General features: G+C 48.4%; 30 protein-coding genes. All 30 read right to left on the bottom strand.

Annotated features, from left to right (window positions below; all coding sequences use genetic code 11):
* Positions 1–554: 554 nt before the first annotated feature.
* The 30 genes from rplQ to bfd all read right to left on the bottom strand — a co-directional run bounded on the left by rplQ (position 555) and on the right by bfd (position 15,297).
* Complete coding sequence (gene rplQ, locus BGK46_RS15555) at positions 555–941, bottom strand: 50S ribosomal protein L17 (RefSeq protein WP_069590805.1); 387 nt, start codon at positions 939–941, stop codon at positions 555–557.
* A 35-nt stretch (positions 942–976) separates the two neighbouring features.
* A complete protein-coding gene (locus tag BGK46_RS15550; protein WP_069590802.1) occupies positions 977–1,966 on the bottom strand; it encodes a DNA-directed RNA polymerase subunit alpha in 990 nt (329 codons plus the stop codon).
* Positions 1,967–1,989: 23 nt separating this feature from the next.
* A complete protein-coding gene (gene rpsD, locus BGK46_RS15545) occupies positions 1,990–2,610 on the bottom strand; it encodes a 30S ribosomal protein S4 (RefSeq protein ID WP_069590800.1) in 621 nt (206 codons plus the stop codon).
* Positions 2,611–2,650: 40 nt separating this feature from the next.
* The gene (rpsK, locus tag BGK46_RS15540) at positions 2,651–3,040 is read right to left on the bottom strand and encodes a 30S ribosomal protein S11 (RefSeq protein ID WP_069590798.1); all 390 of its coding nucleotides are present in this window, start codon (positions 3,038–3,040) and stop codon (positions 2,651–2,653) included.
* 18 nt (positions 3,041–3,058) lie between these two features.
* Positions 3,059–3,415 (bottom strand): 30S ribosomal protein S13, encoded by a 357-nt coding sequence (gene rpsM, locus BGK46_RS15535; protein WP_069590796.1) that lies wholly within the window; start codon positions 3,413–3,415, stop codon positions 3,059–3,061.
* A gap of 146 nt (positions 3,416–3,561) precedes the next feature.
* Entirely contained in the window at positions 3,562–3,675 is a 114-nt protein-coding gene (gene rpmJ, locus BGK46_RS15530) for a 50S ribosomal protein L36 (protein ID WP_000868186.1), read from the bottom strand.
* 27 nt (positions 3,676–3,702) lie between these two features.
* Positions 3,703–5,028, bottom strand: a complete 1,326-nt coding sequence (gene secY, locus BGK46_RS15525; protein WP_069590794.1) for a preprotein translocase subunit SecY — start codon at positions 5,026–5,028, stop codon at positions 3,703–3,705.
* Positions 5,029–5,051: 23 nt separating this feature from the next.
* The gene (rplO, locus tag BGK46_RS15520) at positions 5,052–5,486 is read right to left on the bottom strand and encodes a 50S ribosomal protein L15 (RefSeq protein WP_069590793.1); all 435 of its coding nucleotides are present in this window, start codon (positions 5,484–5,486) and stop codon (positions 5,052–5,054) included.
* A 4-nt stretch (positions 5,487–5,490) separates the two neighbouring features.
* Positions 5,491–5,670 (bottom strand): 50S ribosomal protein L30, encoded by a 180-nt coding sequence (rpmD, locus tag BGK46_RS15515; protein ID WP_069590791.1) that lies wholly within the window; start codon positions 5,668–5,670, stop codon positions 5,491–5,493.
* Positions 5,671–5,676: 6 nt separating this feature from the next.
* Entirely contained in the window at positions 5,677–6,174 is a 498-nt protein-coding gene (gene rpsE, locus BGK46_RS15510) for a 30S ribosomal protein S5 (protein WP_069590790.1), read from the bottom strand.
* Positions 6,175–6,186: 12 nt separating this feature from the next.
* On the bottom strand, positions 6,187–6,540 hold the full coding sequence (gene rplR / locus BGK46_RS15505) for a 50S ribosomal protein L18 (protein WP_021024479.1): 354 nt from the start codon (positions 6,538–6,540) through the stop codon (positions 6,187–6,189).
* 9 nt (positions 6,541–6,549) lie between these two features.
* Entirely contained in the window at positions 6,550–7,083 is a 534-nt protein-coding gene (gene rplF / locus BGK46_RS15500; RefSeq protein ID WP_069590788.1) for a 50S ribosomal protein L6, read from the bottom strand.
* A gap of 13 nt (positions 7,084–7,096) precedes the next feature.
* Complete coding sequence (rpsH, locus tag BGK46_RS15495) at positions 7,097–7,489, bottom strand: 30S ribosomal protein S8 (RefSeq protein ID WP_069590786.1); 393 nt, start codon at positions 7,487–7,489, stop codon at positions 7,097–7,099.
* Positions 7,490–7,512: 23 nt separating this feature from the next.
* Positions 7,513–7,818: a 30S ribosomal protein S14 gene (gene rpsN, locus BGK46_RS15490; RefSeq protein WP_069590785.1), complete on the bottom strand. Its 306-nt coding sequence runs from the start codon at positions 7,816–7,818 to the stop codon at positions 7,513–7,515.
* 17 nt (positions 7,819–7,835) lie between these two features.
* A complete protein-coding gene (gene rplE, locus BGK46_RS15485) occupies positions 7,836–8,375 on the bottom strand; it encodes a 50S ribosomal protein L5 (protein ID WP_069590782.1) in 540 nt (179 codons plus the stop codon).
* 15 nt (positions 8,376–8,390) lie between these two features.
* Complete coding sequence (gene rplX, locus BGK46_RS15480) at positions 8,391–8,705, bottom strand: 50S ribosomal protein L24 (RefSeq protein WP_069590772.1); 315 nt, start codon at positions 8,703–8,705, stop codon at positions 8,391–8,393.
* 11 nt (positions 8,706–8,716) lie between these two features.
* Complete coding sequence (rplN, locus tag BGK46_RS15475; RefSeq protein ID WP_069590770.1) at positions 8,717–9,088, bottom strand: 50S ribosomal protein L14; 372 nt, start codon at positions 9,086–9,088, stop codon at positions 8,717–8,719.
* Positions 9,089–9,248: 160 nt separating this feature from the next.
* The gene (gene rpsQ, locus BGK46_RS15470) at positions 9,249–9,503 is read right to left on the bottom strand and encodes a 30S ribosomal protein S17 (protein ID WP_069590768.1); all 255 of its coding nucleotides are present in this window, start codon (positions 9,501–9,503) and stop codon (positions 9,249–9,251) included.
* On the bottom strand, positions 9,503–9,694 hold the full coding sequence (gene rpmC / locus BGK46_RS15465) for a 50S ribosomal protein L29 (RefSeq protein WP_069590766.1): 192 nt from the start codon (positions 9,692–9,694) through the stop codon (positions 9,503–9,505). The genes rpsQ and rpmC overlap by 1 nt, the downstream gene beginning before the upstream one ends.
* Entirely contained in the window at positions 9,694–10,104 is a 411-nt protein-coding gene (rplP, locus tag BGK46_RS15460) for a 50S ribosomal protein L16 (protein WP_069590764.1), read from the bottom strand. Before rplP ends, rpmC begins: the two co-directional genes overlap by 1 nt.
* Positions 10,105–10,115: 11 nt before the next feature.
* A complete protein-coding gene (gene rpsC, locus BGK46_RS15455; protein WP_069590761.1) occupies positions 10,116–10,805 on the bottom strand; it encodes a 30S ribosomal protein S3 in 690 nt (229 codons plus the stop codon).
* A gap of 19 nt (positions 10,806–10,824) precedes the next feature.
* The gene (gene rplV, locus BGK46_RS15450; protein WP_069590759.1) at positions 10,825–11,157 is read right to left on the bottom strand and encodes a 50S ribosomal protein L22; all 333 of its coding nucleotides are present in this window, start codon (positions 11,155–11,157) and stop codon (positions 10,825–10,827) included.
* A gap of 10 nt (positions 11,158–11,167) precedes the next feature.
* Positions 11,168–11,446, bottom strand: a complete 279-nt coding sequence (rpsS, locus tag BGK46_RS15445; protein ID WP_021024467.1) for a 30S ribosomal protein S19 — start codon at positions 11,444–11,446, stop codon at positions 11,168–11,170.
* Positions 11,447–11,466: 20 nt separating this feature from the next.
* Positions 11,467–12,291 carry a 50S ribosomal protein L2 gene (rplB, locus tag BGK46_RS15440; RefSeq protein ID WP_069590757.1) on the bottom strand — a complete coding sequence of 275 codons (825 nt, stop codon included), beginning with the start codon at positions 12,289–12,291 and terminating at the stop codon, positions 11,467–11,469.
* Positions 12,292–12,310: 19 nt separating this feature from the next.
* Positions 12,311–12,613 carry a 50S ribosomal protein L23 gene (gene rplW, locus BGK46_RS15435; protein ID WP_069590756.1) on the bottom strand — a complete coding sequence of 101 codons (303 nt, stop codon included), beginning with the start codon at positions 12,611–12,613 and terminating at the stop codon, positions 12,311–12,313.
* Complete coding sequence (gene rplD, locus BGK46_RS15430; RefSeq protein WP_069590755.1) at positions 12,610–13,212, bottom strand: 50S ribosomal protein L4; 603 nt, start codon at positions 13,210–13,212, stop codon at positions 12,610–12,612. Before rplD ends, rplW begins: the two co-directional genes overlap by 4 nt.
* A gap of 16 nt (positions 13,213–13,228) precedes the next feature.
* Positions 13,229–13,858 (bottom strand): 50S ribosomal protein L3, encoded by a 630-nt coding sequence (rplC, locus tag BGK46_RS15425; RefSeq protein ID WP_069590754.1) that lies wholly within the window; start codon positions 13,856–13,858, stop codon positions 13,229–13,231.
* A 13-nt stretch (positions 13,859–13,871) separates the two neighbouring features.
* Positions 13,872–14,183, bottom strand: coding sequence for a 30S ribosomal protein S10 (gene rpsJ, locus BGK46_RS15420; protein WP_002541412.1), 312 nt, complete (start codon positions 14,181–14,183; stop codon positions 13,872–13,874).
* Positions 14,184–14,535: 352 nt separating this feature from the next.
* Positions 14,536–15,024: a bacterioferritin gene (gene bfr / locus BGK46_RS15415; protein ID WP_069590751.1), complete on the bottom strand. Its 489-nt coding sequence runs from the start codon at positions 15,022–15,024 to the stop codon at positions 14,536–14,538.
* A gap of 81 nt (positions 15,025–15,105) precedes the next feature.
* Positions 15,106–15,297 (bottom strand): bacterioferritin-associated ferredoxin, encoded by a 192-nt coding sequence (gene bfd / locus BGK46_RS15410; protein WP_069590747.1) that lies wholly within the window; start codon positions 15,295–15,297, stop codon positions 15,106–15,108.
* Positions 15,298–15,478 lie beyond the last annotated feature (181 nt).

The following is a 15,478-nucleotide window of genomic DNA, read 5'->3' as shown; positions in this document are numbered from 1 at the left end:
TTTGTTTATTTCCGAAGAGAAAAACGAATTGACTGTGCCGAATAACTAAAAGTTATCGTTTGGTCACTCAGTTCATCGAATAAATCTTTTTGTCTATTCTCAACGAGTGCCCACACAGATTGCATAGGTCAAATTGTTAAAGAGCGTTGACTTTCGAAGCGTTGCTTCGCTCGGTCAGGGCTGCGTATATTACTCGCCTTGCCGATGAAGTCAAGAAGAAATTTTATCTTTTTGTTGATGCCAACCGGCGAAAACAAAACCTCTTTTTGACTCCCCTAACGCGTTGTCGGCGTTAAGTAGGGCGGCATTCTATAGAAATTGTGACCTCCGTCAACACTAAATCACATCTTTTTTATCGAATGTGCTCTTTTTGAGCACTTTGCCCGAATAACCAACGAAAACAGCTAAAATGACGCTTTTAATATCTATATTGAGCTTGGTTGAAGGCATAAAAGCGGATGGGTTGCGCTAAAGGATTGACGAAAGACCTGATAGATAAAGAAAAAGCCAGGCACTAGGCCTGGCTTTTCTAGCTTATCTGCAAGAGTAAAGAATTACTCTGCAGCTTCCTCAGCTTTTTGCTCTGGGCGATCAACGAGCTCGATGTAAGCCATAGGGGCTTTATCACCTGAGCGAACACCGCATTTAAGAATGCGAGTGTAACCGCCAGCACGTGAAGCAAAACGTGGGCCGAGTTCATTGAAAAGCTTCGCTACAACTTCGTCGTTACGAGTACGAGCGAATGCAAGACGACGGTTAGCAACACTGTCGTTCTTAGCTAGGGTAATCAACGGTTCAATGACGCGACGCAGCTCTTTTGCCTTAGGCAGAGTTGTTTTGATAACTTCGTGAGTTACCAGCGAGCTAGCCATGTTGCTGAACATCGCTTTACGATGGCTGCTGTTGCGATTGAGTTGACGACCACTCTTACGATGGCGCATGACCTAATCCTTCTAACTAAATAATCAGTATCTGATTAATCTTCAGCGATTGATGCTGGCGGCCAGTTTTCTAGGCGCATGCCTAGAGACAGACCACGTGAAGCCAGCACGTCTTTAATTTCAGTCAAAGACTTCTTACCAAGGTTTGGCGTTTTCAGAAGCTCAACCTCGGTACGCTGTACCAGATCACCGATATAGTGAATCGCTTCTGCTTTCAAACAGTTGGCAGAGCGAACAGTTAGTTCAAGATCGTCTACAGGACGCAGTAGGATCGGATCGAACTCTGGCTTCTCTTCTTTCTCCTCAGGGACGCGCACGTCTCGCAGGTCAACAAACGCATCTAGCTGTTCAGCTAAGATGGTTGCTGCACGGCGAATCGCTTCCTCAGGATCCAGTGTACCGTTAGTTTCCATATCGATAACAAGCTTGTCGAGGTCAGTACGCTGTTCAACACGTGCTGCTTCAACTTTGTAAGCAATACGGTCTACTGGGCTGAACGTTGCATCAACAAGCAAGCGGCCGATTGGACGCTCGTCGTCTTCGCTGTGAATGCGCGCAGACGCTGGTACATAGCCACGACCACGTTCTACCTTGATACGCATGCTAATTTCAGCGTTTGCATCAGTCAGGTGGCAGATAACGTGTTCTGGGTTCGCAATCTCAACACCACCATCATGGGTGATGTCGCCTGCAACAACAGGGCCTGCACCAGACTTGGTCAGAGTAAGGATAACTTCATCTTTACCCTCAACCTTAACGGCTAGGCCTTTAAGGTTAAGTAGGATTTCCAGGATATCTTCCTGAACCCCTTCTTTGGTGCTGTACTCGTGCAGTACGCCGTCAATTTCAACTTCCGTCACCGCACAGCCTGGCATTGATGAAAGTAGGATACGACGTAGCGCATTCCCCAGAGTATGGCCAAAGCCACGCTCTAGAGGTTCAAGAGTTACTTTTGCGTGCGTAGAGCTGACTTGTTCGATATCAACCAGACGCGGCTTAAGAAATTCTGTTACAGAACCCTGCATTATGTCCTCTCTTTAGTTTAGCCTTACTTAGAGTAAAGCTCGACGATCAGGTGTTCGTTGATGTCAGCAGACAAATCAGAACGCTCTGGTAGGCGCTTGAATGTGCCTTCCATCTTCTTGCTGTCTACTTCGATCCAAGTTGGCAGCTCGCGCTGTGCAGCAATTTCTAGTGCTGCTTTGATGCGCGCTTGGTTCTTAGCTTTCTCACGAATGCTAACAACGTCGTTTGCCGAAACCTTGAAAGAAGGTACGTTAACAACTTTGCCGTTAACTAGGATCGCTTTGTGGCTTACCAGCTGGCGAGCTTCGGCGCGAGTTGCACCAAATCCCATGCGGTAAACTACGTTGTCTAGGCGACCTTCAAGAAGCTGAAGCAGGTTTTCACCTGTGTTACCTTTAATACGGGCAGCATCTTTGTAGTAGTTACGGAACTGCTTTTCCATTACGCCGTAGATACGACGTACTTTTTGCTTCTCGCGAAGCTGAACGCCATAGTCAGACAGACGGCCGCGACGCTGACCGTGAACGCCTGGGACGTTATCAATTTTACACTTGGTATCAATCGCGCGTACGCCTGACTTAAGGAACAAGTCAGTACCTTCGCGACGGCTAAGCTTCAGCTTAGGACCCAAATATCTTGCCATGATCTTTCTCCAATATTCTAAGAAACAGCACTAAGCGTGATTAAACGCGGCGTTTCTTAGGTGGACGACAACCGTTGTGCGGGATCGGAGTCGCATCAACAATGTTAGTGATGCGGAAGCCCGCCGCGTTCAGGGCACGAATAGTAGATTCGCGGCCTGGACCTGGACCTTTAACCATCACTTCGAGGTTTTTCAGGCCGTATTCTTTCGCCATCTCACCACAACGCTCTGCAGCAACCTGTGCAGCATATGGAGTCGACTTACGAGAACCACGGAAACCTGAACCACCGGCAGTAGCCCATGCTAGAGCGTTGCCTTGACGGTCAGTGATCGTAACGATTGTGTTGTTGAAAGACGCATGAATGTGCGCAACGCCATCAGCAACTTGCTTGCGTACGCGTTTACGTGCGCGAGTTGGTTGTTTAGCCATAGTACTTACCTACCCCGATTATTTCTTGATCGGTTTGCGCGGACCCTTACGGGTACGTGCGTTGGTCTTCGTACGCTGACCACGAAGTGGCAAGCTGCGACGATGACGCAAACCGCGGTAACAGCCAAGGTCCATAAGACGCTTGATGTTCATGGAAATTTCACGACGTAGATCGCCTTCTACAGTGTACTTGGCTACACCGTCACGCAACTGGTCGATCTGCTCTTCTGATAGTTCACTGATCTTAGTGCTTTCAGCAATACCTGCTTCGGCTAGGATAGCCTGAGAGGTAGTTTTGCCGACACCGTAAATCGCAGTCAGTGCGATTACAGCGTGCTTTTGATCAGGAATGTTAATGCCTGCTATACGGGCCACTATTCACTCCTAGTACTTTTCAAGTAGAACCGCTGCAGAGCCCGTTGAGGATACGCAGCGGCATAACCACTTCTTTTGCACATACAAAAGGTGGGCTGGCTAATGTAGCCAGCCTGACCTCATTTTGCAAGAAAAATATTCTGCTATTAGCCTTGGCGCTGCTTGTGCTTAGGCTCACTGCAGATCACGCGAACGACACCGTTACGCTTGATCACTTTACAGTTACGGCAGATTTTCTTAACGGAAGCACGAACTTTCATTGCTAAACTCCGTAAATAGACAACCTATTAGCGGCCGTAGCCTTTAAGGTTGGCTTTTTTCAACACGGACTCATATTGTTGAGACATCAAATGAGTCTGAACTTGAGCCATAAAGTCCATGATTACGACTACTACGATAAGTAGTGATGTACCACCAAAGTAGAAGTGGACATCCCACGCAATCATCATGAACTCGGGGATCAGACAGATAAAGGTAATGTACATGGCGCCCGCGAGGGTCAAACGTGTCATCACTTTATCAATGTATTTAGCAGTCTGCTCACCCGGGCGAATACCAGGTACGAACGCTCCTGACTTCTTCAAGTTATCTGCCGTTTCACGAGGGTTAAACACCAACGCTGTATAGAAAAAGCAGAAGAAGATAATCGCCGCCGCATAAAGTATTACGTAAGCCGGTTGGCCAGGACTTAGTGCCAAAGACACGTCGGTCAGCCAGCTTGTCTGATCACCCTTACCAAACCAGTTAGCAAGTGTGCCAGGGAACAAAATAATACTTGATGCAAAGATCGCTGGGATAACCCCTGCCATGTTAATTTTCAGTGGCAAGTGCGTGCTTTGCGCTGCAAAGACACGACGACCTTGTTGGCGCTTCGCATAGTTAACGACGATACGACGTTGACCACGCTCCATGAAGACCACAAAGTAGATTACCGCCAACGCGATAACAGCAATACCTAGCAAGAGAAGCGGAGACATGTCGCCTTGACGCGCTTGCTCTATTGTCTGTCCAATTGCCGGTGGCAGACCTGCGACAATCCCGGTGAAAATAATCAGCGAGATACCATTACCAATACCGCGTTCGGTAATTTGTTCACCCAACCACATCAAGAACATGGTGCCTGTGACCAAACTGACTACCGCAGTAAAGTAAAAAGCAGGACCTGGATTAATCACCAGACCTGGCATCATACTTGGTAACCCGGTCGCAATTCCAATTGCTTGGAAGGTTGCCAACACAAGCGTGCCGTAGCGGGTGTACTGGCTTATCTTACGACGGCCAGATTCGCCCTCTTTCTTCAACTCCGCTAACGCGGGGTGAACCACTGACAGTAACTGGACAATGATCGATGCCGAGATGTACGGCATGATCCCCAGTGCCAGTATCGAAGCACGCTCAAGGGCACCACCAGAGAACATGTTTACCAAGTCAATGATGGTCCCTTGTTGCTGTTCGAACAGATCGGCAAGTACAGCAGCGTCAATACCAGGAATTGGCACAAAAGAGCCGGCACGGAATACCAATAATGCCATAGCTACAAAAAGTAGACGGCTTTTCAGCTCCGCGATCCCGCCTTTTGCACTACTGAAGTTTTGTCCTGGTTGTTTTGCCATCTGTACCTCGTCCTCGAGCTAAATTATTCCTCGATTTTACCGCCTGCAGCTTCGATTGCCGCTTTAGCGCCTTTAGTGACACGAACACCTTTAACAGTCACAGCGCGAGCGATTTCACCAGACAGTACGATTTTCGCCGTACGGGTGTCTTGTGCAATAACGTTCGCTGCTTTTAGTGACTCTAGGCTTACCACGTCACCTTCAACTTTTGCTAGTTCGCTTAGGCGAACTTCAGCAGAAGTTAGGCTCTTGCGCGATGTAAAACCAAATTTTGGCAGACGCTGTTTCAAAGGCATTTGACCGCCTTCGAAACCTGGGCGTACAGAACCACCTGAACGTGATTTCTGACCTTTGTGACCGCGGCCACCAGTTTTACCCAGACCTGAACCAATACCACGGCCTACACGCTTAGCAGAAGGCTTTGAGCCTGCAGCCGGAGATAGAGTATTCAAACGCATGTGATTACTCCTCCACTTTAACCATGTAGTTGACTTGATTGATCATACCGCGCACGCACGGAGTATCTTCAAGTTCAACAGTGTGGTTGATGCGACGTAGGCCCAAGCCACGCAGGGTCGCTTTGTGCTTCGGCAAACGGCCGATAGCGCTACGAGTCTGTGTTACTTTAATTGTCTTAGCCATGTCGTATTACCCCAGAATTTCGTTAACAGGCATGCCACGCTTAGCAGCTACCATCTCTGGAGACTTCATACCACCCAGACCATCGATCGTTGCACGAACGATGTTGATTGGGTTGGTAGAACCGTATGCTTTGGCCAGAACGTCTTGAACGCCCGCAACCTCAAGCACAGCACGCATCGCACCACCGGCGATGATACCCGTACCTTCTGATGCTGGCTGCATGTACACTTTAGAACCAGTGTGGCGGCCTTTAACAGCGTGGTGAAGAGTACCGTCTTTCAGCGCTACAGTAATCATGTTACGGCGCGCTTTTTCCATTGATTTCTGAATCGCTGCTGGTACTTCACGGGCTTTACCGTAACCGAAACCAACGCGACCGTTACCATCACCAACCACAGTCAGGGCGGTGAAGGTAAAGATGCGACCACCTTTAACCGTTTTAGATACACGGTTTACAGCGATCAGCTTTTCATGCAAATCACTTTGTTGTTTATCGTTAGCCATCTTCCACCTACCTTAGAATTTCAGACCAGCTTCACGGGCAGCATCTGCCAGTGCAGCCACACGGCCGTGGTATTGGAAACCGGAACGGTCAAAAGCAACAGCTTCGATGCCTTTTTCCTTCGCACGCTCAGCAATGATTTTACCTACTGCTGCTGCGGCGTCTTTGTTACCGGTGCTCTTAACTTGTTCACGGATCGCTTTTTCTACGGTAGAAGCGGCGGCGATGACTTCCGCGCCGTTACCAGCGATAACCTGTGCGTACACATGACGTGGAGTACGGTGTACCACCAGGCGAGTCGCACCCATTTCCGCGATCTTGCGTCGTGCTTTGGTCGCACGACGGATACGAGATGCTTTCTTATCCATAGTGTTACCTTACTTCTTCTTAGCTTCTTTAGTACGCACAACTTCGTCAGAGTAACGAACGCCTTTGCCTTTGTAAGGCTCTGGCTTGCGGTATGCGCGGATTTCAGCAGCGACCTGGCCAACCGCTTGTTTATCAGCACCGCTGATAACAATTTCAGTTTGGCTTGGGCACTCTGCCTTAATACCCTCAGGTAGAACGTGTTCTACTGGGTGAGAGAAGCCAAGTGTCAGGTTAAGTTTGTTACCCGCAACAGTTGCACGGTAACCAACACCCTTCAGGATTAGCTTCTTGGTAAAGCCTTCTGTCACACCAACAACCATGCTGTTAACCAGTGCGCGAGCAGTACCAGCATGAGCCCATGCTTTAGCGTGCTCTACACTTGGTGCAAAGGTAATGGTGTTGTCTTCTTGGTTTACTTTCACCATATCGTGAAGCGTACGGCTTAGTTCGCCTTTGCTTCCTTTTACAGTGATGTCCTGACCGTTAAGTTTCACCTCTACGCCGGCAGGAACTACGACAGGTGCTTTTGCAACACGAGACATTTCCTACTCCTTATTACGCTACGTAGCAGATGATTTCACCGCCCAGACCCGCTTTGCGAGCTGCGCGATCGGTCATCAAACCTTTCGAAGTTGAAACAACTGCAATACCAAGGCCACCCATCACAGAAGGAAGCTCATCTTTCTTTTTGTAGATGCGCAGACCTGGACGGCTAACACGTTGGATTTGCTCGATAACTGGTTTAGATTCGAAGTATTTCAACGTCACTTCCAGTTCAGGCTTGGCATCGCCACTTACAGCGTACTCAGCCACGTAACCTTCTGCTTTTAGTAGCTCAGCAATTGCCACTTTCAGCTTTGACGAAGGCATTTTTACAGCAACTTTTTTTGCTGCCTGACCGTTGCGAAGGCGGGTCAGCATATCCGAGATCGGATCTTGCATGCTCATAAGTCTTTACTCCCGTGATTCAATTACCAGCTTGCCTTACGCAGACCCGGAATCTCGCCTTTCATGCAAGCTTCACGAACCTTGATTCGGCTTAGGCCGAATTTGCGTAGGTAGCCATGTGGACGACCAGTCTGGTTACAGCGGTTACGCTGACGAGACTTCGCAGAATCACGTGGTAGCGACTGAAGCTTCAGGACTGCGTCCCAACGCTCTTCGTCTGACGTGTTTACATTCTTAATGATCGCACGCAGGTTATCACGCTTTTCAGCGTAACGGGCTGCGAGCTTCGCACGCTTTACATCGCGTGCTTTCATGGATTTTTTAGCCATAACAGTAACCCTTCACCTTACTTACGGAATGGGAAGTTAAAGGCAGCCAGCAGAGCTCGACCTTCCTCATCAGTACCTGCAGTGGTAGTGATAGTAATATCAAGACCACGGATACGATCGACTTTATCGTAGTCAATCTCAGGGAAGATGATTTGCTCGCGAACGCCCATGCTGTAGTTACCGCGACCGTCGAACGCTTTCGGGTTCAGACCACGGAAGTCACGGATACGAGGAACTGCGATTGCGATTAGACGCTCAAAGAAGTCCCACATACGCTCGCCACGTAGGGTTACTTTACAACCAATCGGGTAGCCCTCACGGATCTTAAAGCCTGCAACTGACTTACGTGCTTTGGTGATCAGCGGCTTTTGACCAGAAATCGCGGTCATATCAGCAGCTGCATTTTCAAGCAGTTTTTTGTCGTTCAGAGCTTCGCCCACACCCATGTTAAGGGTGATCTTTTCGATCCTTGGGACTTGCATGATGCTCTTGTAGCCAAATTGCTTAGAAAGCTCAGCTACAACGGTCTCTTTGTAGTAATCATGCAGTTTCGCCATTGTACTACTCCAGAATTACTTAATAGTTTCGCCAGTCGATTTGAAAAAACGTACTTTTTTGCCGTCTTCAAATCGGAAGCCTACACGGTCACCTTTACCAGCTGCTGCGTTAAAGATTGCCACGTTTGAAACGTCAATAGCGGCTTCTTTTTCTACGATGCCACCTTGAACGCCCAGAGCCGGTACAGGCTTCTGGTGTTTCTTAACGAGGTTAATACCTTCAACGATAACTTTACCGGTCGGTAGAACCTTAGATACTTTACCTTTCTTGCCTTTGTCTTTACCGACAAGAACGATAACTTCGTCGTTACGACGGATTTTAGCTGCCATGAGATCGCTCCTTACAGAACTTCAGGCGCCAGAGACACAATCTTCATGAACTTTTCAGTACGAAGTTCGCGTGTCACAGGGCCAAAGATACGTGTGCCGACTGGTTGCTCGTTCGTGTTGTTCAACAACACGCAAGCATTACGGTCGAAGCGAATGACAGAGCCGTCTGGACGACGTACGCCTTTACGGGTGCGAACTACCACCGCCTTAAGCACATCACCTTTTTTCACTTTACCGCGTGGAATTGCTTCCTTAACGGTAACTTTGATGATGTCGCCAACATGGGCGTAACGACGGTGAGAGCCACCCAGAACCTTAATACACATTACACTGCGAGCGCCGGAGTTATCGGCTGCGTCCAGCATACTTTGCATTTGGATCATTGTTAGTGCTCCGCTGTTATTACATCTAGACCCATCTCGGGTCGGGCTGCCTTATTACAAGGGCGGCGAATAATAACACTATTTTGACCGGATGGGTAGATAAAAAAATAAACGGCCCCCCAAATGAGAGCCGTTTGACTTATATTGTTTGAAAAATCGCTTAGATGCGCGCTTTTTCAACAACGCGAACCAATGTCCAAGACTTAGTCTTAGAGATTGGACGACACTCACGAACTTCTACAGTGTCACCTTGGTTACACTCGTTAGATTCATCGTGAACGTGCAGCTTGGTCGTGCGCTTGATGTACTTACCGTAGATAGGGTGTTTCACAAAACGCTCGATAGCAACAACGATAGTCTTATCGCCTTTGTCGCTGACAACGCGACCTTGCTGAGTGCGGATGTTCTCGCTCATTATGCGCTAGCCTTCTCAGTCAATACGGTTTTAACACGTGCGATATCGCGACGAACAGCTTTAAGAGTGTGAGTTTGCTGAAGCTGGCCAGTAGCCGCTTGCATGCGCAGGTTAAACTGCTCACGCAGCAGACCCATCAGCTCTTCGTTCAGCTGCTCAACAGTCTTTTCACGTAGTTCTTGTGCTTTCATCACATCACCGCCTTAGTTACGAAAGTGGTTTTGATCGGTAGCTTACGTGAAGCCAGTTCAAACGCTTCGCGAGCCAGTGATTCAGGAACACCATCCATTTCGTACAGGACTTTACCTGGTTGGATTTGGGCAACCCAGTAATCTACTGAACCTTTACCCTTACCCATACGAACTTCCAACGGCTTACCAGTAATTGGTTTGTCTGGGAAGATACGGATCCAGATTTGACCCTGACGTTTAATGTGACGAGTCATCGCACGACGAGCCGCCTCAATTTGACGCGCAGTGATACGACCGCGACCAACAGCTTTCAGGCCATAGGTACCGAAGCTTACGTCAGTACCGTGCGCCAGACCGCGGTTACGACCTTTAAAAGTCTTGCGGAACTTAGTACGTTTTGGTTGAAGCATCGATAGACTCCTTACTTACGGCCTTTACGCTGCTTCTTCGGCTTGTCAGCCTTTTGCTCCACTTCAGCCATTCCGCCTAGAACTTCACCTTTGAAGATCCAGGTTTTAATGCCGATAACACCGTAAGTGGTGTGAGCAGAAGAAGTTGCGTAATCAATGTCAGCACGAAGTGTGTGCAGTGGCACACGGCCTTCACGGTACCACTCGGTACGAGCAATTTCAGCACCGCCTAGACGGCCGCTTACTTCTACTTTGATACCTTTGGCACCTAGACGCATTGCGTTTTGTACCGCGCGCTTCATCGCACGACGGAACATAACACGGCGCTCTAGCTGAGAAGCGATGCTGTCGCCAACAAGTTGTGCGTCCAGCTCTGGCTTACGTACTTCAGCGATGTTGATTTGCGCTGGTACACCGGCTAGTTTCGCAACATGTGCGCGTAGCTTCTCAACGTCTTCGCCTTTCTTACCGATAACCACACCAGGGCGTGCAGTGTGAATGGTCACACGGATGCTCTTGGCAGGGCGCTCGATAACGATGCGAGATACTGACGCTTTTTTCAGTTCGTTAGTCAAGAACTGACGTACCTTAAAGTCGCCGTCTAGGTTGTCAGCGAAATCTTGGTTATTAGCAAACCAAGTGGAATTCCAAGGCTTTACGATGCCTAGACGAATACCATTAGGATGTACTTTTTGACCCATTGCTTTATCTCCTCGTCTCTTAGCGGTCTGCTACAACAACAGTGATGTGGCTAGAACGCTTCAAGATGCGATCGGCACGGCCTTTTGCACGAGGCATAATACGCTTCATGATTGGGCCTTCATCAACGAAGACTTTGGCGACGCTTAGATCGTCGATATCCGCACCTTCGTTATGCTCGGCGTTTGCAATAGCAGATTCCAACACTTTCTTAACCAGATCAGCCGCTTTTTTGTTGCTGAAAGTCAGAATTTCTAGTGCTTGTGCTACGTCTTTACCGCGCACTTGATCTGCAACCAAACGTGCTTTTTGAGGCGAGATACGAGCAAAGCGATGTTTAGCAATAGCTTCCATTTCTTACCCCTTAACGCTTCTTAGCTTTCTTATCAGCAGCGTGGCCGCGATAAGTACGTGTTGGTGCAAACTCGCCCAGCTTGTGACCGATCATTTCTTCAGAAACGAAAACGGGTACATGCTGACGACCATTATGGACAGCGATGGTCAATCCGATCATCTGTGGGATGATCATTGAACGACGGGACCAAGTCTTTAAAGGCTTCTTGTCACCGCTTTCCACCGCTTTCTCTACCTTCTTCAGCAAGTGCAGGTCAATAAAAGGACCTTTCTTGAGAGAACGTGGCATGGCTTATCCTCTGATAATAATTACTTGTTACGACGACGTACGATGTACTTGTCGGTACGTTTGTTCTTACGGGTCTTGAAGCCTTTAGTTGGCATACCCCAAGGTGATACTGGGTGACGACCACCTGAGGTACGGCCTTCACCACCACCGTGTGGGTGGTCAACTGGGTTCATTGCAACACCACGTACGCTTGGACGTACGCCTTTCCAGCGTGACGCACCGGCTTTACCCAGTTCGCGTAGCATGTGCTCTGAATTACCCACTTCGCCTAGGGTCGCACGACCTTCAGCAAGAACTTTACGCATTTCACCGCTGCGCAGGCGGAGTGTGACATATGCACCGTCACGAGCAACGATCTGAGCATAAGCACCCGCAGAACGTGCAAGCTGAGCGCCTTTACCAGGTTTCAGCTCGATGTTGTGGATAGTAGAACCCACTGGGATGTTACGCATTGGCAGGGTGTTACCTACCTTGATAGCTGCATCTGCACCAGATTGGATCTGATCACCGGCTTTTAGGCCTTTAGGTGCAATGATGTAACGACGTTCACCATCCGCATAAAGTACAAGCGCGATGTTTGCACTGCGGTTTGGATCGTATTCAAGACGCTCAACTTTCGCTGGGATACCGTCTTTAGTACGTTTGAAGTCAATTACACGGTAATGATGTTTGTGACCACCACCGATATGACGCACTGTGATTCGACCGTTGTTATTACGACCACCAGACTTAGAGTTTTTCTCTAGTAGTGGTGCGTATGGCTTGCCCTTATAAAGATCTGGGTTAACCACTTTAACAAGGTGACGACGACCCGGTGAAGTCGGCTTACATTTGATAATAGCCATTTGCTGTTACTCCTCCGTCTTACTCTGCGCCGCCAACGAAGTCGATGTCCTGACCTTCTTTCAAGATAACGTACGCTTTTTTCCAATCGCTACGGCGACCTTCGCGCATACCTTGACGTTTGGTCTTACCCTTAACTACTAGGGTACGAACAGACTTAACTTCAACTTCGAACAGTTTTTCAACTGCCGCTTTGATCTCTTTCTTAGTTGCTTCTTTAGCTACTTTAAACACGATAGTGTTCGCGCTTTCAGCAGCCATCGTTGCTTTTTCAGAGATGTGCGGAGCACGCAGAACTTTTAGGATACGCTCTTCAGTGATCATGCCAGCATCTCCTCAACTTGTTTAACTGCTTCAGCAGTCATCACGACTTTGTCGAAAGCGATCAAGCTAACTGGGTCGATGGTACCTGCATCGCGTACGTCAACCTTGTACAGGTTACGTGCAGCAAGGAACAGATTCTCATCAACTTCTGCAGTTACGATCAGAGCGTCGTTCAGCTCAAGCTCTTTCAGCTTAGCGACAAGCTCTTTAGTTTTTGGTGCTTCAACAGAGAAGTTATCAACAACGATCAAACGCTCTTGACGAACTAGCTCTGACAGAATGCTCTTCAGAGCACCACGGTACATCTTTTTGTTAACTTTCTGGCTGTGGTCCTGAGGACGAGCTGCGAAAGTGACACCACCGCTGCGCCAGATTGGGCTGCGGATTGTACCTGCACGGGCGCGACCAGTACCCTTCTGACGCCATGGCTTAGCACCGCCACCAGATACGTCTGAACGAGTTTTCTGAGCGCGAGTACCTTGACGGGCACCAGCTGCGTATGCAACGACTACCTGGTGAACCAGGGCTTCGTTGAATTCACGCCCGAAGGTAGTTTCGGAAACAGTTAGCGCGTCGGCGCCTTTGACTACCAATTCCATTACTATCTCCTCGACGTTACGCTTTAACGGCTGGTTTAACGATCACGTTGCCACCTGTAGCACCTGGGACTGCACCTTTGATAAGAAGCAGATTGCGCTCAGTGTCAACACGTACGATCTCTAGGTTTTGAGTCGTTACACGCTCAGCACCCATGTGACCTGCCATTTTTTTGCCTTTGAATACGCGACCTGGAGTCTGACATTGACCGATAGAACCAGGAGCACGGTGAGACAAAGAGTTACCGTGGCTCATGTCTTGAGTACGGAAATTCCAACGCTTAACGCCGCCTTGGAAGCCCTTACCTTTTGACGTGCCAGTAACGTCTACTTTTTTGATTTCAGCGAATAGATCAACGTTTAGCTCAGCGCCAACTTCGAACTCTTCACCATTTTCCAGACGGAATTCCCACAGACCGCGGCCCGCTTCAACACCTGCTTTCGCAAAGTGGCCAGCTTGTGCCTTGTTTACACGGTTTGCTTTCTTCGCGCCTGTAGTAACTTGAATTGCGGCATAACCGTCAACTTCAGGCTTACGCACCTGAGCAACACGGTTCGCTTCAACTTCAACTACGGTTACCGGAATAGATACGCCATCTTCGTTGAAGATACGAGTCATACCGACTTTACGACCGACTAGACCAATCATTATCTACTCCCCCTTAGCCCAGGCTGATTTGAACATCAACGCCCGCAGCAAGGTCAAGACGCATCAGAGCGTCAACAGTCTTGTCTGTTGGCTCAACGATGTCGATCAGACGTTTGTGAGTACGAATCTCGTACTGGTCACGTGCGTCTTTGTTTACGTGCGGAGAAATAAGAACGGTGAAGCGCTCTTTACGAGTAGGTAGAGGGATTGGACCCTTAACCTGTGCGCCAGTGCGCTTAGCGGTTTCAACGATTTCCGCGGTAGACTGATCGATCAAGCGATGATCGAACGCCTTTAGGCGGATACGGATACGTTGGTTCTGCATGAGACAGAGCTCCAAATTCAAAAATTTTTACACAAACAATATCGCCATTCTTCCTCACTAGAGCGAGGGAATGCCGATTAATTTATGTGAAACCGTAGTGCCAAAATTAGGCACATTGTCAGCCATTATATTATGACTGCGAACATAAGCGGAGTATACATTAAACGAACAGTTTACTGTTCCATTCCTCGATGCTCATTGGTTCACAACTGCGTCGGAAGTCCGAAGACTTAAGCAGTGCGCAGCATTATACCGATGCCGCGCCCTATTGCAAGTCTTGGTTAAAAAATAAGCCCAAACAAAAACGCACCCATTGGGTGCGTTCATCTACCGCGATAGCGTAAGCCTCGCCTTAGTCTTTATCGCTCGCATCTTCAATCATCTGCGCTTGGTTATAATTTTCGAGTCCCACTTTCTCAATCAGACCTAGCTGAGTCTCCAGCCAATCAATGTGCTCTTCCTCATCATCGAGAATATACTGGAACAAATCTCGCGAGACGTAATCTCGTATGCTTTCGGTGTAGGCAATCGCTTCTTTCAAGTCTTCATGCGCTTGCATCTCTAGCGCGAGGTCACACTCAAAAATTTCTTGCGTATCTTCGCCGATGCGTAACTTGCCTAAGTCTTGTAAGTTCGGTATCCCTTCTAAGAACAAGATGCGTTCAATCAACTTGTCCGCGTGCTTCATCTCATCGATCGACTCTTCATACTCTTTATGGGCAATAACTTTTAAGCCCCAGTCTTTGAACATACGTGCATGAAGGAAGTACTGGTTGATGGCAATAAGTTCATTGCCGAGCACGGTATTTAAAAACGCAATCGATTTTGGGTCGCCTTTCATGGCAAAAGCCTCCTTATGGGTTCTATTCATCAACTGTAGAACCCATAAGGAGGCTGTCAAATTTCACTCAGTACTGCTGAGTTAGCTGGCTTGCTGTAATGTAATCACTTGCACCTGATCGTGAATCACCTCTTTTGCCTGACGCACACATTTACCACACTGTGAACCCAGCGGAGTGAGCCGACGCAATTCGCGAATGCTGGTCACGCCTTGTTGATTCACAAGCTGCTTAATGGTTTTATCCGATACAGCATGGCAAATACATACAAACATCATTCTCACCCTACAACATAAACTATAACGAGAATAGTTTGCATTGCGCTTCAGGTAAAGGGTTTTCATATAACAATTGATTATTTACGCAATAGCCACACAAACAAAAAGGTCCCATAAAGCCAAAGCGCCATACGGTCAGCATCTGGGGTACTGCCATAATCGAGTAGGGTGAGGCGTT

The organism is Salinivibrio sp. SS2, assembly GCF_001722075.1.
GTDB classification, from domain to species: Bacteria; Pseudomonadota; Gammaproteobacteria; order Enterobacterales; family Vibrionaceae; genus Salinivibrio; species Salinivibrio proteolyticus.
Note: the sequence above shows the minus strand (reverse complement) of the source record. Positions and strands in the feature narration are given on the sequence as shown.